This is a genomic window from Cobetia sp. 10Alg 146 (assembly GCF_029846385.1).
GTDB classification, from domain to species: Bacteria; Pseudomonadota; Gammaproteobacteria; order Pseudomonadales; family Halomonadaceae; genus Cobetia; species Cobetia marina.
The window spans coordinates 562,942-579,516 of sequence record NZ_JARWKT010000002.1; the positions used below are offsets into that span (position 1 = coordinate 562,942).

19 protein-coding genes are annotated in these 16,575 nt (G+C 62.8%); 13 read left to right on the plus strand and 6 right to left on the minus strand.

Features of this window, described 5'->3' with window-relative positions:
* Positions 1–5: 5 nt before the first annotated feature.
* From QD172_RS05405 to QD172_RS05425, 5 genes are read right to left on the minus strand one after another with little or no spacing between them, the layout of a single operon-like run.
* Positions 6–377: an STAS domain-containing protein gene (locus QD172_RS05405; RefSeq protein ID WP_279855188.1), complete on the minus strand. Its 372-nt coding sequence runs from the start codon at positions 375–377 to the stop codon at positions 6–8.
* 23 nt (positions 378–400) lie between these two features.
* On the minus strand, positions 401–1,072 hold the full coding sequence (locus QD172_RS05410) for an ABC transporter substrate-binding protein (protein WP_084209223.1): 672 nt from the start codon (positions 1,070–1,072) through the stop codon (positions 401–403).
* Between the two features lie 52 nt (positions 1,073–1,124).
* Positions 1,125–1,589: an outer membrane lipid asymmetry maintenance protein MlaD gene (mlaD, locus tag QD172_RS05415; RefSeq protein ID WP_077371603.1), complete on the minus strand. Its 465-nt coding sequence runs from the start codon at positions 1,587–1,589 to the stop codon at positions 1,125–1,127.
* Positions 1,586–2,389, minus strand: a complete 804-nt coding sequence (mlaE, locus tag QD172_RS05420) for a lipid asymmetry maintenance ABC transporter permease subunit MlaE (protein WP_077371600.1) — start codon at positions 2,387–2,389, stop codon at positions 1,586–1,588. Before mlaE ends, mlaD begins: the two co-directional genes overlap by 4 nt.
* The gene (locus QD172_RS05425; RefSeq protein ID WP_077371597.1) at positions 2,386–3,318 is read right to left on the minus strand and encodes an ATP-binding cassette domain-containing protein; all 933 of its coding nucleotides are present in this window, start codon (positions 3,316–3,318) and stop codon (positions 2,386–2,388) included. Before QD172_RS05425 ends, mlaE begins: the two co-directional genes overlap by 4 nt.
* 283 nt (positions 3,319–3,601) lie before the next feature.
* Between QD172_RS05425 and QD172_RS05430 the strand changes: the two genes are divergently transcribed.
* The 12 genes from QD172_RS05430 to mgtE all read left to right on the plus strand — a co-directional run bounded on the left by QD172_RS05430 (position 3,602) and on the right by mgtE (position 14,516).
* Complete coding sequence (locus QD172_RS05430; RefSeq protein WP_084209224.1) at positions 3,602–4,546, plus strand: calcium/sodium antiporter; 945 nt, start codon at positions 3,602–3,604, stop codon at positions 4,544–4,546.
* 225 nt (positions 4,547–4,771) lie between these two features.
* A complete protein-coding gene (locus QD172_RS05435; protein WP_218015045.1) occupies positions 4,772–5,740 on the plus strand; it encodes a KpsF/GutQ family sugar-phosphate isomerase in 969 nt (322 codons plus the stop codon).
* 126 nt (positions 5,741–5,866) lie between these two features.
* The gene (locus tag QD172_RS05440) at positions 5,867–6,436 is read left to right on the plus strand and encodes an HAD hydrolase family protein (protein WP_077371591.1); all 570 of its coding nucleotides are present in this window, start codon (positions 5,867–5,869) and stop codon (positions 6,434–6,436) included.
* Positions 6,436–7,119: an LPS export ABC transporter periplasmic protein LptC gene (gene lptC, locus QD172_RS05445; RefSeq protein ID WP_279855189.1), complete on the plus strand. Its 684-nt coding sequence runs from the start codon at positions 6,436–6,438 to the stop codon at positions 7,117–7,119. The genes QD172_RS05440 and lptC overlap by 1 nt, the downstream gene beginning before the upstream one ends.
* Positions 7,120–7,217: 98 nt before the next feature.
* Positions 7,218–7,796: a lipopolysaccharide transport periplasmic protein LptA gene (gene lptA / locus QD172_RS05450; RefSeq protein WP_279855190.1), complete on the plus strand. Its 579-nt coding sequence runs from the start codon at positions 7,218–7,220 to the stop codon at positions 7,794–7,796.
* Positions 7,793–8,539 carry an LPS export ABC transporter ATP-binding protein gene (lptB, locus tag QD172_RS05455; RefSeq protein WP_077371586.1) on the plus strand — a complete coding sequence of 249 codons (747 nt, stop codon included), beginning with the start codon at positions 7,793–7,795 and terminating at the stop codon, positions 8,537–8,539. The genes lptA and lptB overlap by 4 nt, the downstream gene beginning before the upstream one ends.
* 354 nt (positions 8,540–8,893) lie before the next feature.
* Positions 8,894–10,342 (plus strand): RNA polymerase factor sigma-54, encoded by a 1,449-nt coding sequence (locus QD172_RS05460; protein ID WP_077371583.1) that lies wholly within the window; start codon positions 8,894–8,896, stop codon positions 10,340–10,342.
* Positions 10,343–10,940: 598 nt separating this feature from the next.
* Positions 10,941–11,249 (plus strand): ribosome-associated translation inhibitor RaiA, encoded by a 309-nt coding sequence (gene raiA, locus QD172_RS05465; RefSeq protein WP_043332555.1) that lies wholly within the window; start codon positions 10,941–10,943, stop codon positions 11,247–11,249.
* A gap of 9 nt (positions 11,250–11,258) precedes the next feature.
* Positions 11,259–11,729 carry a PTS sugar transporter subunit IIA gene (locus tag QD172_RS05470; RefSeq protein ID WP_084209227.1) on the plus strand — a complete coding sequence of 157 codons (471 nt, stop codon included), beginning with the start codon at positions 11,259–11,261 and terminating at the stop codon, positions 11,727–11,729.
* A gap of 96 nt (positions 11,730–11,825) precedes the next feature.
* A complete protein-coding gene (rapZ, locus tag QD172_RS05475) occupies positions 11,826–12,740 on the plus strand; it encodes an RNase adapter RapZ (protein WP_077371578.1) in 915 nt (304 codons plus the stop codon).
* Positions 12,727–12,996 carry an HPr family phosphocarrier protein gene (locus tag QD172_RS05480; RefSeq protein WP_077371575.1) on the plus strand — a complete coding sequence of 90 codons (270 nt, stop codon included), beginning with the start codon at positions 12,727–12,729 and terminating at the stop codon, positions 12,994–12,996. Before rapZ ends, QD172_RS05480 begins: the two co-directional genes overlap by 14 nt.
* A gap of 164 nt (positions 12,997–13,160) precedes the next feature.
* Entirely contained in the window at positions 13,161–14,516 is a 1,356-nt protein-coding gene (gene mgtE / locus QD172_RS05485; RefSeq protein WP_077371573.1) for a magnesium transporter, read from the plus strand.
* Between the two features lie 107 nt (positions 14,517–14,623).
* On the opposite strand, the gene pmbA is transcribed toward mgtE, so the two are convergent.
* Positions 14,624–15,994 (minus strand): metalloprotease PmbA, encoded by a 1,371-nt coding sequence (gene pmbA, locus QD172_RS05490; RefSeq protein ID WP_176492880.1) that lies wholly within the window; start codon positions 15,992–15,994, stop codon positions 14,624–14,626.
* A 76-nt stretch (positions 15,995–16,070) separates the two neighbouring features.
* Between pmbA and yjgA the strand changes: the two genes are divergently transcribed.
* On the plus strand, positions 16,071–16,574 hold the full coding sequence (gene yjgA, locus QD172_RS05495) for a ribosome biogenesis factor YjgA (protein ID WP_077371567.1): 504 nt from the start codon (positions 16,071–16,073) through the stop codon (positions 16,572–16,574).
* Position 16,575 lies beyond the last annotated feature (1 nt).

Consider the following 16,575-nt stretch of genomic DNA (forward strand, 5'->3'; position numbering starts at 1 on the left):
CACGATCAGACAGCATCGACCTCAGGGCGAGGCGCCGAATCCGACGCCTGACCCGTGGCCTCCAGTCCCGGCAACAGGACATCGAGGCCAGAGACGGAGGCCAGACGCTTGAGCGCAGGCGATAGACGCAGATGCGTGACATGCCCCGAATGGCGCGCCAGATGACGCTGCCACTCCAGCAGGACACTCAACGTGGCGGTGCTTGCGCCACCGACGCCACAGAGATCGATCTCGATGCCCTCTGCATGCTGCCCGAGCCACTTGCAGCCCACTTCAGCGAGCTCGGAGGCGTGATCGAAATCCGGCTGACCGCTCAGCGTCAGGCAGCCATCGCCGGCGCTCAGGGTCACGTCATCATCATCGAAGAGTGTTTTCATGGTCATATCGCCAGTGGTCAGGCTCAGCTGTCGCTGTCGCCCGCGCTCTCCCCGCTGTCCTTTTCCAGGTCGACATCCGGCTGCCAGCCCTTGATGACGGCATCGATATCACGGCCATTGTCACGCATGGCCTGGTCGAACTGATTGCGGAAGGTCAGGCCCAGATTGACGCCATTGACGATCACGTTGACCACTTTCCACTCGTCATTGCGCAGACGCATGGAATAGGCCACCGGGTACACCTTGCCCTTGGTGTCGATCACGTCCATGTAGACGGTGTCCTGATCTTCATAACGACGCTCGCCTTCACTGTCCTTCACTTCGAGCTTGGCGTAGTCAAAGCTCACCAGGCCCTTCGCGTAGGTACCGATCAGGGTGTCATGGAAGACCTTGGAGAATTCGGTACGCTGCTCAGGAGAGGCACCCTTGAAGTACTTGCCCATCACGCTTGCCGCGATGTAGCGGTAATCCACGACCGGCTCGAGGGAGTTGTCGACCAGCGCTTCCAGCTCGTCGACGTGATCCTTGTAATAGCTTTCGCGGCTATCGATCTTGGTGGTCAGGCCTTCGACGGTATCACGCAGCAGCACGTCCGGCTCCTGGGAAGCGGCAGAGGCCAGCGGGCTCATCGCCATCATGGCAGACAGGCTCAATACGCTCAGTGGACGAATCAGCTGCTTGAGGATATGGGTCATCGGATTTGCTCCTTGAAAATGTGCATCGCGCCAACGGCGAGTCAGGCCTGCGTCAGCTCTTCGAGAAATTGGAGACGAACTGCTGAATCAACTCTTCCAGTACCAGTGCCGACTGGGTATCCCGGATGGTGTCGCCATCCTCCAGCGTTTCCGGATCCCCCCCGGTGGTCAGGCCGACATATTGCTCGCCCAGCAGACCGGAGGTCAGGATGGCAGCCGTGGTGTCCTTGCTCAACTTGCCCTTGAGGCTGCTGTCCAGCTTCATCGTGACACGGGCGTCAAACCACTTGGGATCCAGCTCGATCTTCTCGACACTGCCGATCGCCACGCCCGCCATGGTCACCTTGGACCGCGGCTTGAGGCTTCCTATCCCTGAAAAGTTGGCATTGAGCACGAAGGTGTCATCCGCCTGCTGGAAGGTGACGCCACTGACGCGCAGCCCGAGGAACACCATGCCCAGAAAACCGGCAAGTACGAACAGGCCCACGCCGAACTCGACCATGCGGGTACGTTTCATCCAATATCTCCAAACATGACGGCTGTGAGGACGAAATCGAGTCCCAGCACCGCCAGCGATGAATAAACCACAGTACGTGTGGTCGCGCGTGAAATGCCTTCCGAGGTCGGGATCAGGTCATAGCCCTGGAAGACAGCGATCCAGCTCACCACCAGCCCGAAGACCAGTGACTTGACGACGCCGTTCATGACATCCCCGACGAAGTCGACATTCGATTGCATGCTGCTCCAGTAGGCCCCTTCGTAGATGCCGAGCCAATCGACACCCACGAGCTTGCCACCCAGAATCCCCACGACGCTGAAGCCGATGGTCAACAGCGGCAGGGACACGAAACCGGCCCACAGCCGCGGAGCGACGATCCGCTTGAGGGGATCCACGCCGATCATTTCCATGCTGGTGAGCTGCTCGGTCGCCTTCATCAGGCCGATCTCGGCCGTCAGGGCAGAGCCGGCGCGCCCGGCGAACAGCAGCGCCGCCACGACCGGGGCCAGCTCGCGCAGCAGCGACAGCGACACCATCTGGCCAAGCGCCTCCTCAGCACCGAACCCGACCAGAATGGTATAGCCCTGCAGGGCCAGCACCATGCCGATGAACAACCCCGACACCAGCACGATCGCCAGTGACAGCACGCCGACGAAGTGCATCTGACGCACCCAGAGGGAGAACCCCTCACGGGATGGCAGGCCGACGCCCGCCTGCGCCAGCAGCATGCCGGCGCGTCCGATGGCAGAGATCACCTCGATGGTGCTGCGCCCCAGCGAGGTGATGGCCCCCAGCGGGCCACGATTCAGACCGCTCATGCTGATTGCCCTCTCTGTGAAGTGCCACTGGCCGCTTCTCTGCCATCGAGAATGTCGCCGGCGAAATCCGGCGCGGGATAGTGGAACGGCACCGGTCCATCCGGCTTGCCGTGGATGAACTGGGCCACGCGCGGGTCCGCCTCGGCGTTCAGGGCTTGTGGCGTACCCTGCGCCATGACCTTGCCATCGGCGATCACATAGACGTAATCGGCGATGGTCAGCGTCTCCTTGATATCGTGGGAGACCACCACCGCCGTCATGCCCAGCGCATCGTTGAGGCGACGGATCAGATTGACCAGTACGCCCATCGAGATGGGGTCCTGACCGGCGAAGGGCTCGTCGTACATGATCAGGTCCGGATCCAGTGCGATGGCGCGTGCCAGCGCGACACGCCGCGTCATGCCACCGGAGAGCTCGGCGGGCATCAGTTCACGCGCCCCACGCAGCCCGACGGACTCGAGCTTGATCAGCACGATGTCGCGGATCATCGCCTCGGGGAGATTGGTATGGACTCGCAACGGGAAGGCCACGTTCTCGAACACGCTGAGATCCGAGAACAGCGCACCACTCTGGAACAGCATGCCCATGCGACGACGCATGCGGAACAGCTCGCGCCTCGACAGGGCATGCACATGGTGACCGGCGATATCCACACGCCCGGCGGACGGGGTCAACTGCCCCCCGATCAGCTTGAGCAGCGTCGTCTTGCCGGTACCGGAGGGCCCCATGATGGCGGTGATCTTGCCACGCGGAATCTTCAGGTCTATCCCGGAGAAGATCTCGCGCTCTCCACGGGTGAAGCGCAGGCCTTCGACACGAATCAATGCGTCGTCGAGGTCGATGTCAGCGGAGCCACGGCGAGAGGATGGCGATGCATCAGCGCCGGCCGCAGCGGTCGCTGTAGCAGCCTGACCGGGTAATTCAGTCATAGAAGCATCCGCTGTGAGGGAGTCACGACACTGGCCATGGGCAATCCGTCGCCTGGCACTGTGCCGCGAGTCCGAATCTTGGAGTTCATGGATCACGTCATTCGGGAATCAAGTTAGTTAGCGAACATCGTATCCGAACCCGCCCCCTCACTACCAGTCCGTTGCAGGGTCCATCGCATCCCGCAGATGCGATCCCTTGCCTTGCAATGCCTTGGGGGGATGCGTTTAATGGCGCGGTCACTGGCGACAAGCCGCTGCCCTGCCTCCTGCCCCGAGAGTTCCGATGCTATATCCCATCCTCGCTGTCATCCTTGGCCTGATAGGTCTTGTCTGGAGCGCCGATCGCTTCGTCGAAGGCGCCGCCGCTACCGCATGGCGAGCTGGCATGAGCAAGCTGCTCATCGGGATGACCATCGTCTCCATCGGCACTTCGGCGCCGGAGATCGTGGTCTCGATCATGGCCTCGCTTGACGGCACCCCCGACATCGCCACCGGCAATGCTCTGGGGTCCAACATCGCCAACATCGGTCTGGTGCTGGGCGTCACGGCGCTCATCGCTCCCATCCCGGTGCATTTCGGCCTGGTGCGCCGTGAACTGCCGCTGCTGCTGGCCGCGACGGCACTGGGGGGCTACGCCCTCTCCAACAGCGGGCTCGAGCGTCTGGATGGCATCCTGCTGCTGGCACTGCTGGTGTTCACGCTTGTCTGGCTGTTCAAGGTCGACTCGCCGAGTGACGCCGAGAGTCAGGATGACGTCCCCGAGATGAGCGCCGGACGCGCCATCTTCTGGCTGCTCTTCGGTCTGGCGGTGTTGATCGCCAGCTCACGCGCGCTGGTCTGGGGCGCCACCGATATCGCCCAGGCACTCGGCGTCCCCGAACTGATCATCGGGCTGACCGTCATCGCCATCGGCACCAGCCTGCCGGAGCTCGCGGCCAGCGTGGCCAGCGCACTCAAGCGCCATCACGACATCGCCATCGGCAACGTCATCGGCTCCAACCTCTTCAACATCCTGGCCGTCCTGCCGGTACCGGGCCTGCTGGCACCGGGGCCGGTGGATGGCAGCGCCATCAGTCGCGACTACCCGGTGATGCTCGGTCTGACCCTGATGCTGGCCGCCCTGCTCATCTGGCAGCGTCGCGGCCGCATCGGCCGTGGTCCGGGGCTGGTGCTGCTGGCCTGCTACCTCGGCTACACGGCCTGGCTTGCCATCAGCCTGACTCGCTGACGCCTGTGGGCGGACAGGCCGGAACGATCAGGCCATCCGCCCCGTGTCAGCATCACGCCCGAGCCGTTGCAGCGCGTGAGTGACGCCTCTCTCACGTACCTTGAGTCCTGGCCACACACAGGCAACAATCTGAACATGACCAAGTCCTCCAGAATCCAGCCCGCCACCTCCGACATGTCTTCCACTGCCGATGATTCGCCCTCCAGCGGCCGCGATCACGCCGCCATGCAGGCGGATTTCCGCGCCAGCGCCCGACGCACCTTCGCGATCGAGGGCGCCGCCATCGCGGCACTGGAGCACCAGCTGGATGCAGAGTTCGATCGTGCCTGCCAGCTGATGATGGCGACCAAGGGTCGGGTGATCGTCACCGGCATGGGGAAATCCGGCCATATCGCCAGCAAGATCGCGGCGACTCTGGCCAGCACCGGCACGCCGGCGTTCTTCGTGCATCCCGGCGAAGCCAGCCATGGGGATCTCGGCATGATCACCTCGTCGGACACGGTGCTGGCACTGTCCAATTCCGGTGAAACCGCCGAAGTCACCGCCCTGCTGCCACTGCTCAAGCGCATGGGGACGCCGCTGGTCTCGATGACCGGCAAGCCCGGCTCGACGCTCGCGCGTGATGCAGACGCACACCTGGACACCAGCGTCGCCCAGGAGGCCTGTCCGCTGAACCTGGCACCGACGGCCTCCACGACCGCCGCACTGGTGATGGGGGATGCGCTGGCCGTGGCACTGCTGGAAGCCCGCGGCTTCACCGCCGAGGAGTTCGCACTCTCTCATCCCGGTGGCAGTCTGGGGCGGCGACTGCTGCTGCGCGTCCAGGACGTCATGCATCAAGGCGATGCCCTGCCACGCGTGGCGCTGGGCAGCCCGCTGCGCGATGCGCTGCTCGAGATCACCCGCCAGGGCATGGGGTTCACCTGCGTGATCGACGAGGACGAGCATCTGGTCGGCGTCTATACCGATGGGGATCTGCGCCGCACCCTGGACCAGCACGGCGATCTGCGTGCGCTCAAGGTCGATGACGTCATGACGCGCGGTGGCAAGACCATCCGTTCCAGCATGCTGGCCGCCGAGGCGGTGCGCATCATGGAAGAAAACCGCATCAGCGTTCTGGTAGTCTGTGACGAGGATGAGCACCCGATCGGCGCCATCCACATGCACGGCCTGCTGGCCAGCGGCGTGATCTGAACTCCCCCGCGGGATTGCTGTCTCTGCACGACAGTCCCGTGAGTCTGGCGAGGGCAGCACGCAGCCGTTGGCGGTCGTCGCCTACAGGAATGCGTCACGCATGCACGGAATGCGAGGAGAAAGACCATGAATGACATCACTTCCCTGGCGGAGGACTACCCCCAGGACATCATCGACCGCTCACGTCGCGTGCGCCTGCTGGCGCTGGATGTGGACGGCGTGCTGACGGACAACCGGCTGCACTACGATGCCAATGGCGTGGAAACCAAGAGCTTCCATGTCCAGGATGGCCACGGCCTCAAGCTGATCCTGCGCAGCGGTATCCGGGTCGCCTTGATCACGGGTCGCAGCTCGCCGATGGTGGAACGTCGCGCCAAGGAGCTGGGTATCCAGGACGTCATTCAGGGCCGCGAGGACAAGCTGGTCGCGCTGACCAACCTGTGTCGCGAGCACGATATCGCGCTGGATGACGTGGCCTACTGCGGAGATGACCTGCCGGATCGCGAAGCCATCCGTCGCGTCGGTCTGGGGGTCAGCGTTCCCAACGCCATGCCCTATGTGATGAGTGAAGCCAATTGGGTGACCACGCGTCAGGGCGGTGATGGTGCCGTGCGCGAGATCTGTGATCTGCTGCTCAAGGCACAGGGCCACTGGGCCTCGGTGCTGGATACCTATCTGCAGGAGTCGCGCGCCTGATGCCACGTCTGCCCCGTCCCTCTCCGCGCCTGTGGCTGATGCTGCTGCTCCTGCTGGTCGGCGGCGTCATGGCCCTGATCGAGCAGCGCAACAGTCTGGAGTCGACAGTGGATGTCGACGCCAGCAGTGATGAGCCGGATTACTATCTCGAGGGGGCTGACATGACGCGCTTCGATGCGCGGGGAGTGTCGATCCAGTCGATGACCTCCCCGCACATCGAACACACGCCAGGCGATGACGTGACGCGTGCGCAGGCACCGAAGATCCGGACCAACGACAGCGAAGACCGTCGCTGGTACGCCACGGGTGACAGTGGCGTGTTGAGCGCCGGCGGCGACACCTTCACTCTCGAAGGCAATGCCCGACTGCGCCAGCCTTCGGATGCCTGGACACTGGACACCGACGTGCTGCATTACAGTCGTGAGCAGAACCGTGCCTGGAGTGACGTGCCGGTGGTGATCACCCAGAATGGTCAACGCGTCGAGAGTGACCGCTTCAGCGCTGACCTCTCTCAGGATTCCGCCCAGCTGGAAGGCCGCGTCCGCAGCACCCTGCAACCCGGCAAGGGCAAGAGCGATGCCGCTCGGGAAGCCGAGACTCTCGACACCGGCAATGACACCACCCGTGACGATGATGGCCGCGTCTCCAGCACCTTCGATGCCGCGCCGGCCCAGGATCAGTGAGCGCGCCCCTGCATGCGCCGAATCCTCTCTCCCCGATTTCCGCTTCACGATGGCCTGAGTGATCGTGAAGCCTTACCAGTTCTGCCAAGGAGCACTCCATGACTTCAACGACTCTCACGCCCTTGACGGTCTGGCGCCAGACACTCAGACCCGGTGTCATGGCCCTTGGCCTGGCACTTGGCATGACGACGCTTTCCCCGACCGCACTGGCGCTGGACAGCGATGCCAACCAGCCGATCAACATTGCCGCCGACTCACTGTCACTGGATGACAAGGCCGGCACGGCCACCTATACCGGTCGCGTGGAAATGCGCCAGGGCAGCATGAAGCTGGATGCCGCGCGCGTGGACATCAGTCGCGCCGACAGCGGCGAGATTTCCCTGGTCAAGGCCACCGGCCAGCGCGCCTACATGGAGCAGAAACCCGATACCGACGAGCGACTGGTCAAGGGCTGGGCGAATACCATTCGCTACCACGCGCTGGAGCGTCGGGTGGAACTGGTCGGCGATGCCCGTCTGGAGAAAGGCGACGACACCTTCGAAGGTGGCTACGTGGAATACTTCCTGGACAAGCGCCAGGTCAATGCCAGCAATGGCAGCGATGCCTCATCCTCCGAGGGGTCACGCGTCCACATGACCCTGACGCCACGTGGCGCCAATGCCAGCAAGGATCAATGAGCATGACTGCTGCCAGCCCACGTACTCTCAGCGCTCGTCATCTGGCCAAGGCCTACAAGGGTCGCAAGGTCGTCAAGGACATCTCGCTGGAAATCCGCCAGGGTGACATCGTAGGCCTGCTGGGCCCCAACGGGGCCGGCAAGACGACCTCGTTCTACATGATCGTCGGCCTCGTGCGCTCGGATGCCGGTAGCGTGACCATCGATGACCACGACCTGTCCGGCGCCGCCATGCATCAGCGGGCTCGCGCCGGCATCGGCTATCTGCCCCAGGAAGCCTCGATCTTCCGCAAGCTCTCGGTATCCGACAACATCATGGCGATCCTCGAGACGCGCAAGGACCTGGATCGCAACGGACGCAAGGCACGCCTGGAGGAGCTGCTCAACGAGTTCAGCATCACGCATATTCGTGACAGTGCCGGCATGAGCCTTTCCGGCGGGGAGCGCCGCCGCGTGGAGATCGCTCGCGCACTGGCCACCGAGCCAGACTTCGTGCTGCTCGATGAGCCGTTTGCCGGCGTGGACCCCATCTCGGTGGGCGAGATCAAGAGCATCGTGCGCCAGCTGCGTGACCGCGGCATCGGGGTGCTGATCACCGATCACAACGTGCGCGAGACACTCGACATCTGCGATACCGCCTACATCGTGGGCGATGGCCAGATCATCGCGCATGGCGACGCCGACACCATCCTCGCCAACCAGCAGGTGCGTGATGTCTACCTGGGCCATGAGTTCAAGCTCTAGCCCGAGAGTGCCGTCAGCCTGGTAAGAGCCGTCAGCCTGGTAAGAGCCGTCAGCCTGACGAGAGCCGTCCGACCTCTTCTGCTCTCACCAGCACCCTCCAGCACCCGCCACTTCCTGCTTCACTGTCGGGGCCTCGTTCCCCGCCCCCTCACGCAAGCGCCTCGACAGGCGCTTGCGTGATCTCCCCGTGAACCCTCCTGCTCTGCCACACCTCACTCGAATGCATGACGTCCATACCACCTTGGTGGCAACATGGCATGCAAGTTGCTTGAATATTCTCGACTGCCCCTTGTCAGTGCCCCGACCCACGGTATAGCGTAGATGCACGTTCCTTTGCCGTGAATGACAGACCCCATGAAACCCACCTTGCAGCTTCGACTCGGCACTTCCCTGACCATGACCCCGCAACTTCAGCAAGCGATCCAGCTGCTGCAGTTGTCGACGCTGGACCTGCGTCAGGAGATACAGCAGGCGCTTGAGTCAAACCCCATGCTGGAGCTTGACGAGGAATACGAGTCGCTGGATGTCGCGGAGACACAGGACAAGAGCGAGATCTCCACCTCCGAGACCAACAGCGAGATTCCTGAAGAATACCCTCTCGACAGTGACTGGTCGGACCTCTACCAGGATCACGCAGGCAGCCTGACCAGTTCCGGCAGCGGAAGCTCGAGCGAGGACGGGCCGGACTTCGATCGCAACACCAGTGTCGAAAGCCTGCAGGACCATCTGCGCTGGCAGCTGGCGATGACGGACCTCGATGCGCGTGAACGGCAGATGGCGGAGAGTCTGATCGATGCGGTGGATGGGGCCGGCTACCTGAGCATGAGCCTGGACGAACTGGTCGATGGCCTGCGAGGTCAGGGACTGCCCGGCCTCAAGGCGTCGGAACTCGAGCAGGTCCTGCTGCGCCTTCAGCAGTTCGATCCCACCGGTGTGTTCGCTCGAGACCTGCGCGAATGTCTGCTGCTTCAGCTGGCCCTGCTGCCGGACGATCTGCCGCTGCTGGCCCAGGCCCGCCGTCTGGTGCGGCAATTCCTCGAGGCACTGGGCAATGACGATCGCAAGCTGCTCAAGCGTCGCCTGAGCCTGGATGATGATGAGCTGGATCACGTCATTCGTCTGGTACGGGCGCTCGACCCGCGCCCGGCGTCCGCCTGGGGCGAGCCTGCCAGTGATTACGTCATCCCGGACCTGCTGGTCCGTCATACGCGTCACGGCTGGCAGGTCGAACTCAACCCGGAAGCGCTGCCCAAGCTGCGTATCCAGCCGGAATATGCCGCCCTCATCAAGCGGGCCGACAAGTCCGCGGACAACACCTTCCTCAAGGACAATCTTCAGGAAGCCCGCTGGCTGATGAAGAGCCTGTCCTCACGCAATGACACCCTGCTCAAGGTGGGCCGCGAGATCATGGCGCGCCAGATCGACTTCCTCGAGCAGGGGGAAGAAGGCATGAAGCCGCTGATCCTTGCCAACATCGCGGAAGTGGTCGAGATGCACGAATCCACCATCTCGCGGGTGACCACCCAGAAATATATCCACACCCCGAGAGGCGTGTTCGAACTCAAGTTCTTCTTCTCGAGTCAGGTGGGTGGCAGCGGCAACGGTGACGCGCACTCCAGCACCGCGATCCGTGCGCGCATTCGCAAGCTGATCTCGGAAGAACCGGCGCGCAAGCCATTGTCCGACTCACGCCTGGTGGATCTGCTGGCCAGTGATGGCATCGAGGTAGCGCGCCGGACGGTCGCCAAGTATCGCGAGGCCATGGGCATCCCCTCCTCCAGCGAGCGCAAGCGCTTGGCGTGAGTCTCGACAACGGATACCCGCAGGCCAGCGGGCTCCACACGTCGGAGCGCTGAAGCTCGCCCCCTTGCACCTGCCATCCTGGCATCATCTGCCAATCGGTCGTCTGAATACCGGTTGGCAATGCCTGTCCTTGCGACTGCGTGAGTGACTTCACGCCCCAATTGCCTATTTTTCCAGCCACTTTTCTCCAGAGTGCTTTCTTTTTCCCTCACATCCCACGGACAGATAGCCAGGGGTCGCCACCGACTCCTGCCACACGAACGTCGACGTAAATGCTGACATTGGCCACAAACGGCCGGTTTCTCGAGCCCCATTCCGTCCGTGATGCGAGGCGATGCTCATGAAGAACCTGCTGATATCCCTCGCTGGGTTGAAGACAAGCCTTGCCCCACGATGCAGCGCAGCGTTGATCTTTGTTCAAAGCTTGGGCATTGTCGGGGTAGACGCTCGGTACACCGGCACCGCCGCTCTCGCCAGCAGATGATCGCCACGAGACCATGGCCGGAGTCAGAAAGTGGCCGCGCGTTCAATCAGGGTTTGCTCGCAGTCAAAAAGGGTTACAATTCAAAGGCAACCCGCTGGATAAAGGAGCGTGTCCATGCAAGTGAATATCACCGGGCATCATGTGGAACTCACCGATCCTCTCCGCGATTATGTCAACGAGAAGCTCGCTCGCCTCGAACGGCATTACGACAACATCACCAATGTTCAGGTGACACTGTCGATCGAGAAGGAACGCCAACAGGCTGCCTGCACCCTGCACGCCGCTGGCGCCGACCTCCATGCCCTGGCAGAAGACCCCAACATGTACGCTGCCATCGACGCGCTCGCCGACAAGCTGGACCGCCAGCTGGTCAAACACAAGGAAAAGTCCCAGGCTCGCTCTCAGGGCACCGGGACCCGTTGACCTTCTGCCATGACACTTGATCAGATCCTTCCCCCCGAGCGCACGCTCTACGGCGTCCCCGGGGGGAGCAAGAAGCGGGTGCTGGAATTCTTCAGCACCTTCATTGCTCAGAACATTCCCAGCCTGGACAGCCAAGAAGTCTTCTCGCGCCTGATCGGGCGCGAGAGACTGGGTTCGACGGGCATCGGCCACGGCGTGGCCGTGCCACATGCACGCAGTCCACACTGCAAGACCCCCATCGCGGCGTTCATGAAGCTCGGTGACCCCATCGACTTTGACGCCATCGATGGCGAACCCATCGATCTGCTGTTCGTGCTGCTGGTCCCCGAGGAGGCAGATGACACCCATCTCACTCTGCTCGGCCAGGTGGCGGAACTGCTCAACTCGCCCACCAACCGGGCAGCATTGCGCCAGGCAGACAGTCAGCGAGCATTGTTCGATGCCCTGACCTCGGCCATCGCCGAATTGCCGGCGCGCTGAACCTGCAAGCCCGGACTCGCTCCGGGCTTGTCGCTGACTGGCCTCAGGCACCCTCCGCTTTCACCTCATGCTGACCTCGCCCTGGGAGAGCACTCCATGAAGATCGTGATCATCAGTGGTCGCTCCGGTTCCGGCAAATCGATTGCCCTCCAGGCGCTGGAAGACATTGGCTACTATGCCATCGACAATCTGCCCGGCATGCTGCTGGCACCATTGGTCGAGCAGCTGGAAAAGGACAGCCCCACCCGCCGGCGCATCGCGGTCTCCATTGACGCGCGCAACCTCCCCGATGCCCTGAGTCGCTTCCCCGAACTGCTCGACAGCGTTCGTCAGAGCGGCATGGATGTGCAGGTCGTCTACCTGACCACGGACTCCCGTGTCCTGCTCGAACGCTATTCCGCGACCCGCCGCCGTCATCCGCTGACCCGCGACAATGACCGCACGCTGGCCGAGGCCATCGAGATCGAGCAGCAGACACTGGCCCCGATTCGTCAGAAGGCGGATCTGGTCATCGACTCGACCAACCTCAGCGTGCATGACCTGCGCTCGCGCATCACCGAACAGGTCGCACAGCATAGCTCTCGTCATCTGACACTCACCTTCGAGTCCTTCGGCTTCAAGCATGGCGTGCCGACCGATGCCGACATGGTGTTCGATGCCCGCTGCCTGCCCAACCCCTACTGGGACATCAATCTGCGCAGCGATACCGGTCGTGATGACAGCGTGGCGGAATTCCTGCAGCGCTACCCGGACGTCAAGGCAATGCAGGATGACATCGCCGGCTGGCTGGAACGCTGGCTGCCCGCCTATCAGGCCAGCAATCGCAGCTACCTGACCGTTTCGGTGGGCTGTACCGGCGGCCAGCATCGCAGCGTCTATCTCTGCGAGCAGCTGGCCGAACATTTCGCCAAGCAGCTTCCGGAAGTGCGTCTACGCCACCGGGAGCTGGGGATCCATACGGCCCTAGCGATCAGCGATACCCGTCAGGAGTCACACGATGCCCAGTCGTGAACTGGTTCTGACCAACAAGCGCGGGCTGCATGCTCGCGCTGCCACCAAGCTGGTCAACTGCTGTGCGCCCTTCGAGGCCACGGTCATGGTCAGTCACGGTGAGCGACGCGCCAACGCGGCCAACGTCATGGCGCTGCTGATGCTGGCAGCCCCGTGTGGCACGGCGCTGATCATCGATGTCGAGGGCGAACAGGCAGATGAGGCCCTGTCTGCGATCGAGTCCCTGTTCGAGGCGCGCTTCGAAGAGGAAGAATGACGCCGCCGCACCCCGTCTGACATCCCCCGCCCGCCGGCTTTCTGCCACTTTTTCCGCGCTGATTGCCCTATCGATAAGAAACAGTGTTTTCTTTTGTCGACGCGCCCCCCTGCGCCAATGGTAGAATCAACGCTGTCCTTCATGTCGACAGGGGAAGCCGACAGATGAGCAAGACGTCACGCAAACTCAAGCCAAGACTTGATCGCCTGTCACAGGCACTGGAAAGTGGCGAGCTGGATCAGGCAAGGCGCATGCTGAATCGCGGCCTGGCACCGGTGGACGTGGCCCACTTGCTGGAATCCTCCCCCCCCAAGGAGCGCAACCTGCTCTGGGAGCTGGTCGACGCCGAACTTCAGGGCGATGTGCTCCAATACCTTGGCGAGGATATCCAGAGCGACTTCCTCAAGGACATGGATGCCGAGGACGTCCTGGCCGCCACCGAGAATCTGGAACCGGATGATGTCGCCGACATCCTCCAGCGGCTTCCGAATGCCGTGATTCTCGAAGTCCTCGACTCCATGGAGGCGCAGGAACGCCAGCGGGTCGAGACGGTGCTGTCCTATCCCGAGGACACTGCCGGCGGCTTGATGAACACGGACACCATCACCATCCGTCCGGACATCACCCTGGATGTCGTGTTGCGTTACATCCGCCGTCACGAGCGACTTCCCGATTCCACCGACACCCTGCTGGTCGTCTCGCGCCGCGATGAATTCATCGGCGCCCTGCCCATCAACCGCCTGCTGGTCTCTGACCCCGGTGTCACGGTGCGCGAGGTGATGGATACCGACAGCGTGGTGATTCCGGCATTGATGCCGGAGAGCGAGGTCGCCTCGCTGTTCGAGAAGCATGACCTGATCTCGGCGCCTGTCGTCGGCGGTGATGGCAATCTGCTCGGGCGCATCACCATCGATGACGTGGTCGACGTCATCCGCGGCGATGCCGAGCACCAGGTCATGTCGATGGCGGGGATGGACGAGGATGAAGATACCTTCTCCCCGGTGATGCGCACCTCCTGGCGTCGCGCCATCTGGCTTGGCATCAACCTGCTGACCGCCTTCATGGCGTCCGCCGTGATCGGGATGTTCGAGGGCACCATCCAGAAGATCACCGCGCTGGCGGTCCTGATGCCCATCGTCGCCAGCATGGGCGGCATTGCCGGCTCACAGGCACTGACGGTACTGATTCGCGGCATCGCACTGGGACACGTCAAGAGTGGCAACGTGCGCTGGCTTCTCAAGCGCGAAATCATCGTCGCGGGGCTCAATGGCCTGCTGTGGGCGGTGGTGGTCGCCGGGATCGCCATCGTCTGGTTCGGTGATGTCCAGCTGGGGGCCATCATCGGTGCCGCCATCATGATCAATCTGTTGATCGCGGCCGTGACCGGGACATTGCTGCCGATACTGCTCAAGAAGCTCAATATCGACCCGGCCCTCTCCGGCAGCGTGATCCTGACCACCGTGACCGACGTGATCGGCTTCATGGCCTTCCTGGGCCTGGCGACCTGGCTCTATCTGTAATACGCCTGATGGATTCCAGTGACTGCTCCAGAAAACAACACGGCCGCTCCCAAGGGAGCGGCCGTGTTGTTTTCTGGACTCTCGCGCAGAGACAGAAGCGTCAGCGATCAGCCTTCCACCTCATCGTCTTCACCTTCGGACATGCCGGCAACGGTCATGCCATCGATCAGCCAGCTGCCAGAGTGGATGCTGCCCCGGGTATCGACATCATCACCGACCGCCAGCAGATTGGCGGCCATGTCACGCAGATTGCCGGCGATCGTGAACTCCTCGACCGCGTGCTGGATCTCGCCATTCTCGACCCAGAAGCCCGAAGCGCCACGCGAGTAGTCACCGGTCACGCCGTTGACGCCCTGACCCATCAGCTCGGTCACCAGCACGCCGGTGCCCATCTGCTTGAGCATCTCGTCACGTGAGGTCAGCGGCGCGGTGATGCGCACGTTGCGCGCACCGCCCGCGTTGCCGGTGGTCTGCATGCCCAGACGACGAGCACTGTAGGCGCTCAGCATGTAACTCTGCACCTTGCCGTCGGCAAAGTAGACATTGTCACGCGTGGCGACACCGTCGTTGTCGAAGGCGGCACTCGACATGCCACCCACCTCACGCGGCTTCTCGCCGAGGGTGAACCAGTCAGGGAACAGCGGCTGACCCAGGCTGTCGCACAGGAAGCTGGACTCACGATACAGCGAACCACCCGCGATGGCGGACAGATAGTGCCCTACCAGGCCTGCCGACATCTGCGGGTCGAACATGACCGGCATGCGCCCCGTCGCCACCTTGCGCGCGTTGAGGCGTGCCAGCGTGCGGCGTGCAGCCTCACGCCCCACATCCTCCGGGGAGCGCAGGTCGGCCGGGTTGCGCACGCTGGTGTAGTCATAATCACGCTGCATGCCCTGTTCATCCCTGGCGATCAACATGCAGGACATCGAGTGTCGGCTGCCGCACTGACTGGCCAGGAAACCGTGGCTGTTGCCGTAGACCTGCACACCTTCCCCACTGGAGAAGCTGGCACCTTCGGATTGCGCGATGCCTTCCACTTCCAGTCCGGCACGCTCACACGCCAGCGCCAGATCCGTCGCGTCATCGACGCTGATCGCCCAGGGGTGATGCGCCTGAAGGTCCGGGAAATCGGTGGCCATCAGTTCGGCCGGCGCCAATCCGGCAAAGCTGTCCTCGCCGGTGTAATGAGCGATGGAGACCGCTTTCTCGACCGCGGCACGAATCGAGTCGCTACCGGCGTCGGAAGAGGTCGCGCTGCCCTTGCGATTGCCCAGATACACGGTCACGCCGATCCCCTGGTCACGCGACAGCTCGACGGTTTCGACTTCTCCGTCACGCACCGAGATGCTGACGCCCTGATCGACGCTGGCGCCCACCTCACAGGCATCGGCTCCCAGACTGCGGGCCAGCTCGAGCGCTTCGCTGACGCGGCGCTCCAGCAGTTGTTGCTGAGCAACGGCATCAAAGGCCTGGCTCATGTTGTTCTCCTTCTGAGGAGACGGGGCGCTGGCAGTGCTATACTGCCGCAAATTTCCCCGACTCGTTGGAATTGGCATGCGTAAAGAAAGACCTGAGGAGCTCGTCGAGCGTCCCAGCAAATCCCAGATGAAGCGTGAAATGATCGAGCTTCAGGCCCTCGGCAAGAAGATCATCGACATGCCGGCCGGTCAGCGCGCCAAGTTCCCGCTCTCCGATGACATGCTGGCCGCCATCGATGAGTGCGGACGCATTCGCAGTCATGAAGGCCTGCGCCGTCACATGCAGTACGTCGGCAAGCTGATGCGCAAGGAAGACCTCGAGGCCATCAACGCCGTCTTCCAGAGCATGGAGCAGCAGAGCATCCGTCGGGATGCCTCCTTCCAGCGCCTGGAGCGCTGGCGCGATCGCCTGATCGAGGACGACGAAGCCTTCGTGATCTTCGTCGAGGACTACCCGGAGGTGGACCGCCAGGCACTGCGTCAGCTGATCCGCAATTCACGCGCCGAGCGTGATGCCGGCAAGCAGCCCAACAGCGCCAAGAAGCTCTTCAGGCTGCTGCGTGCCGAGCTCGATCTGTAAT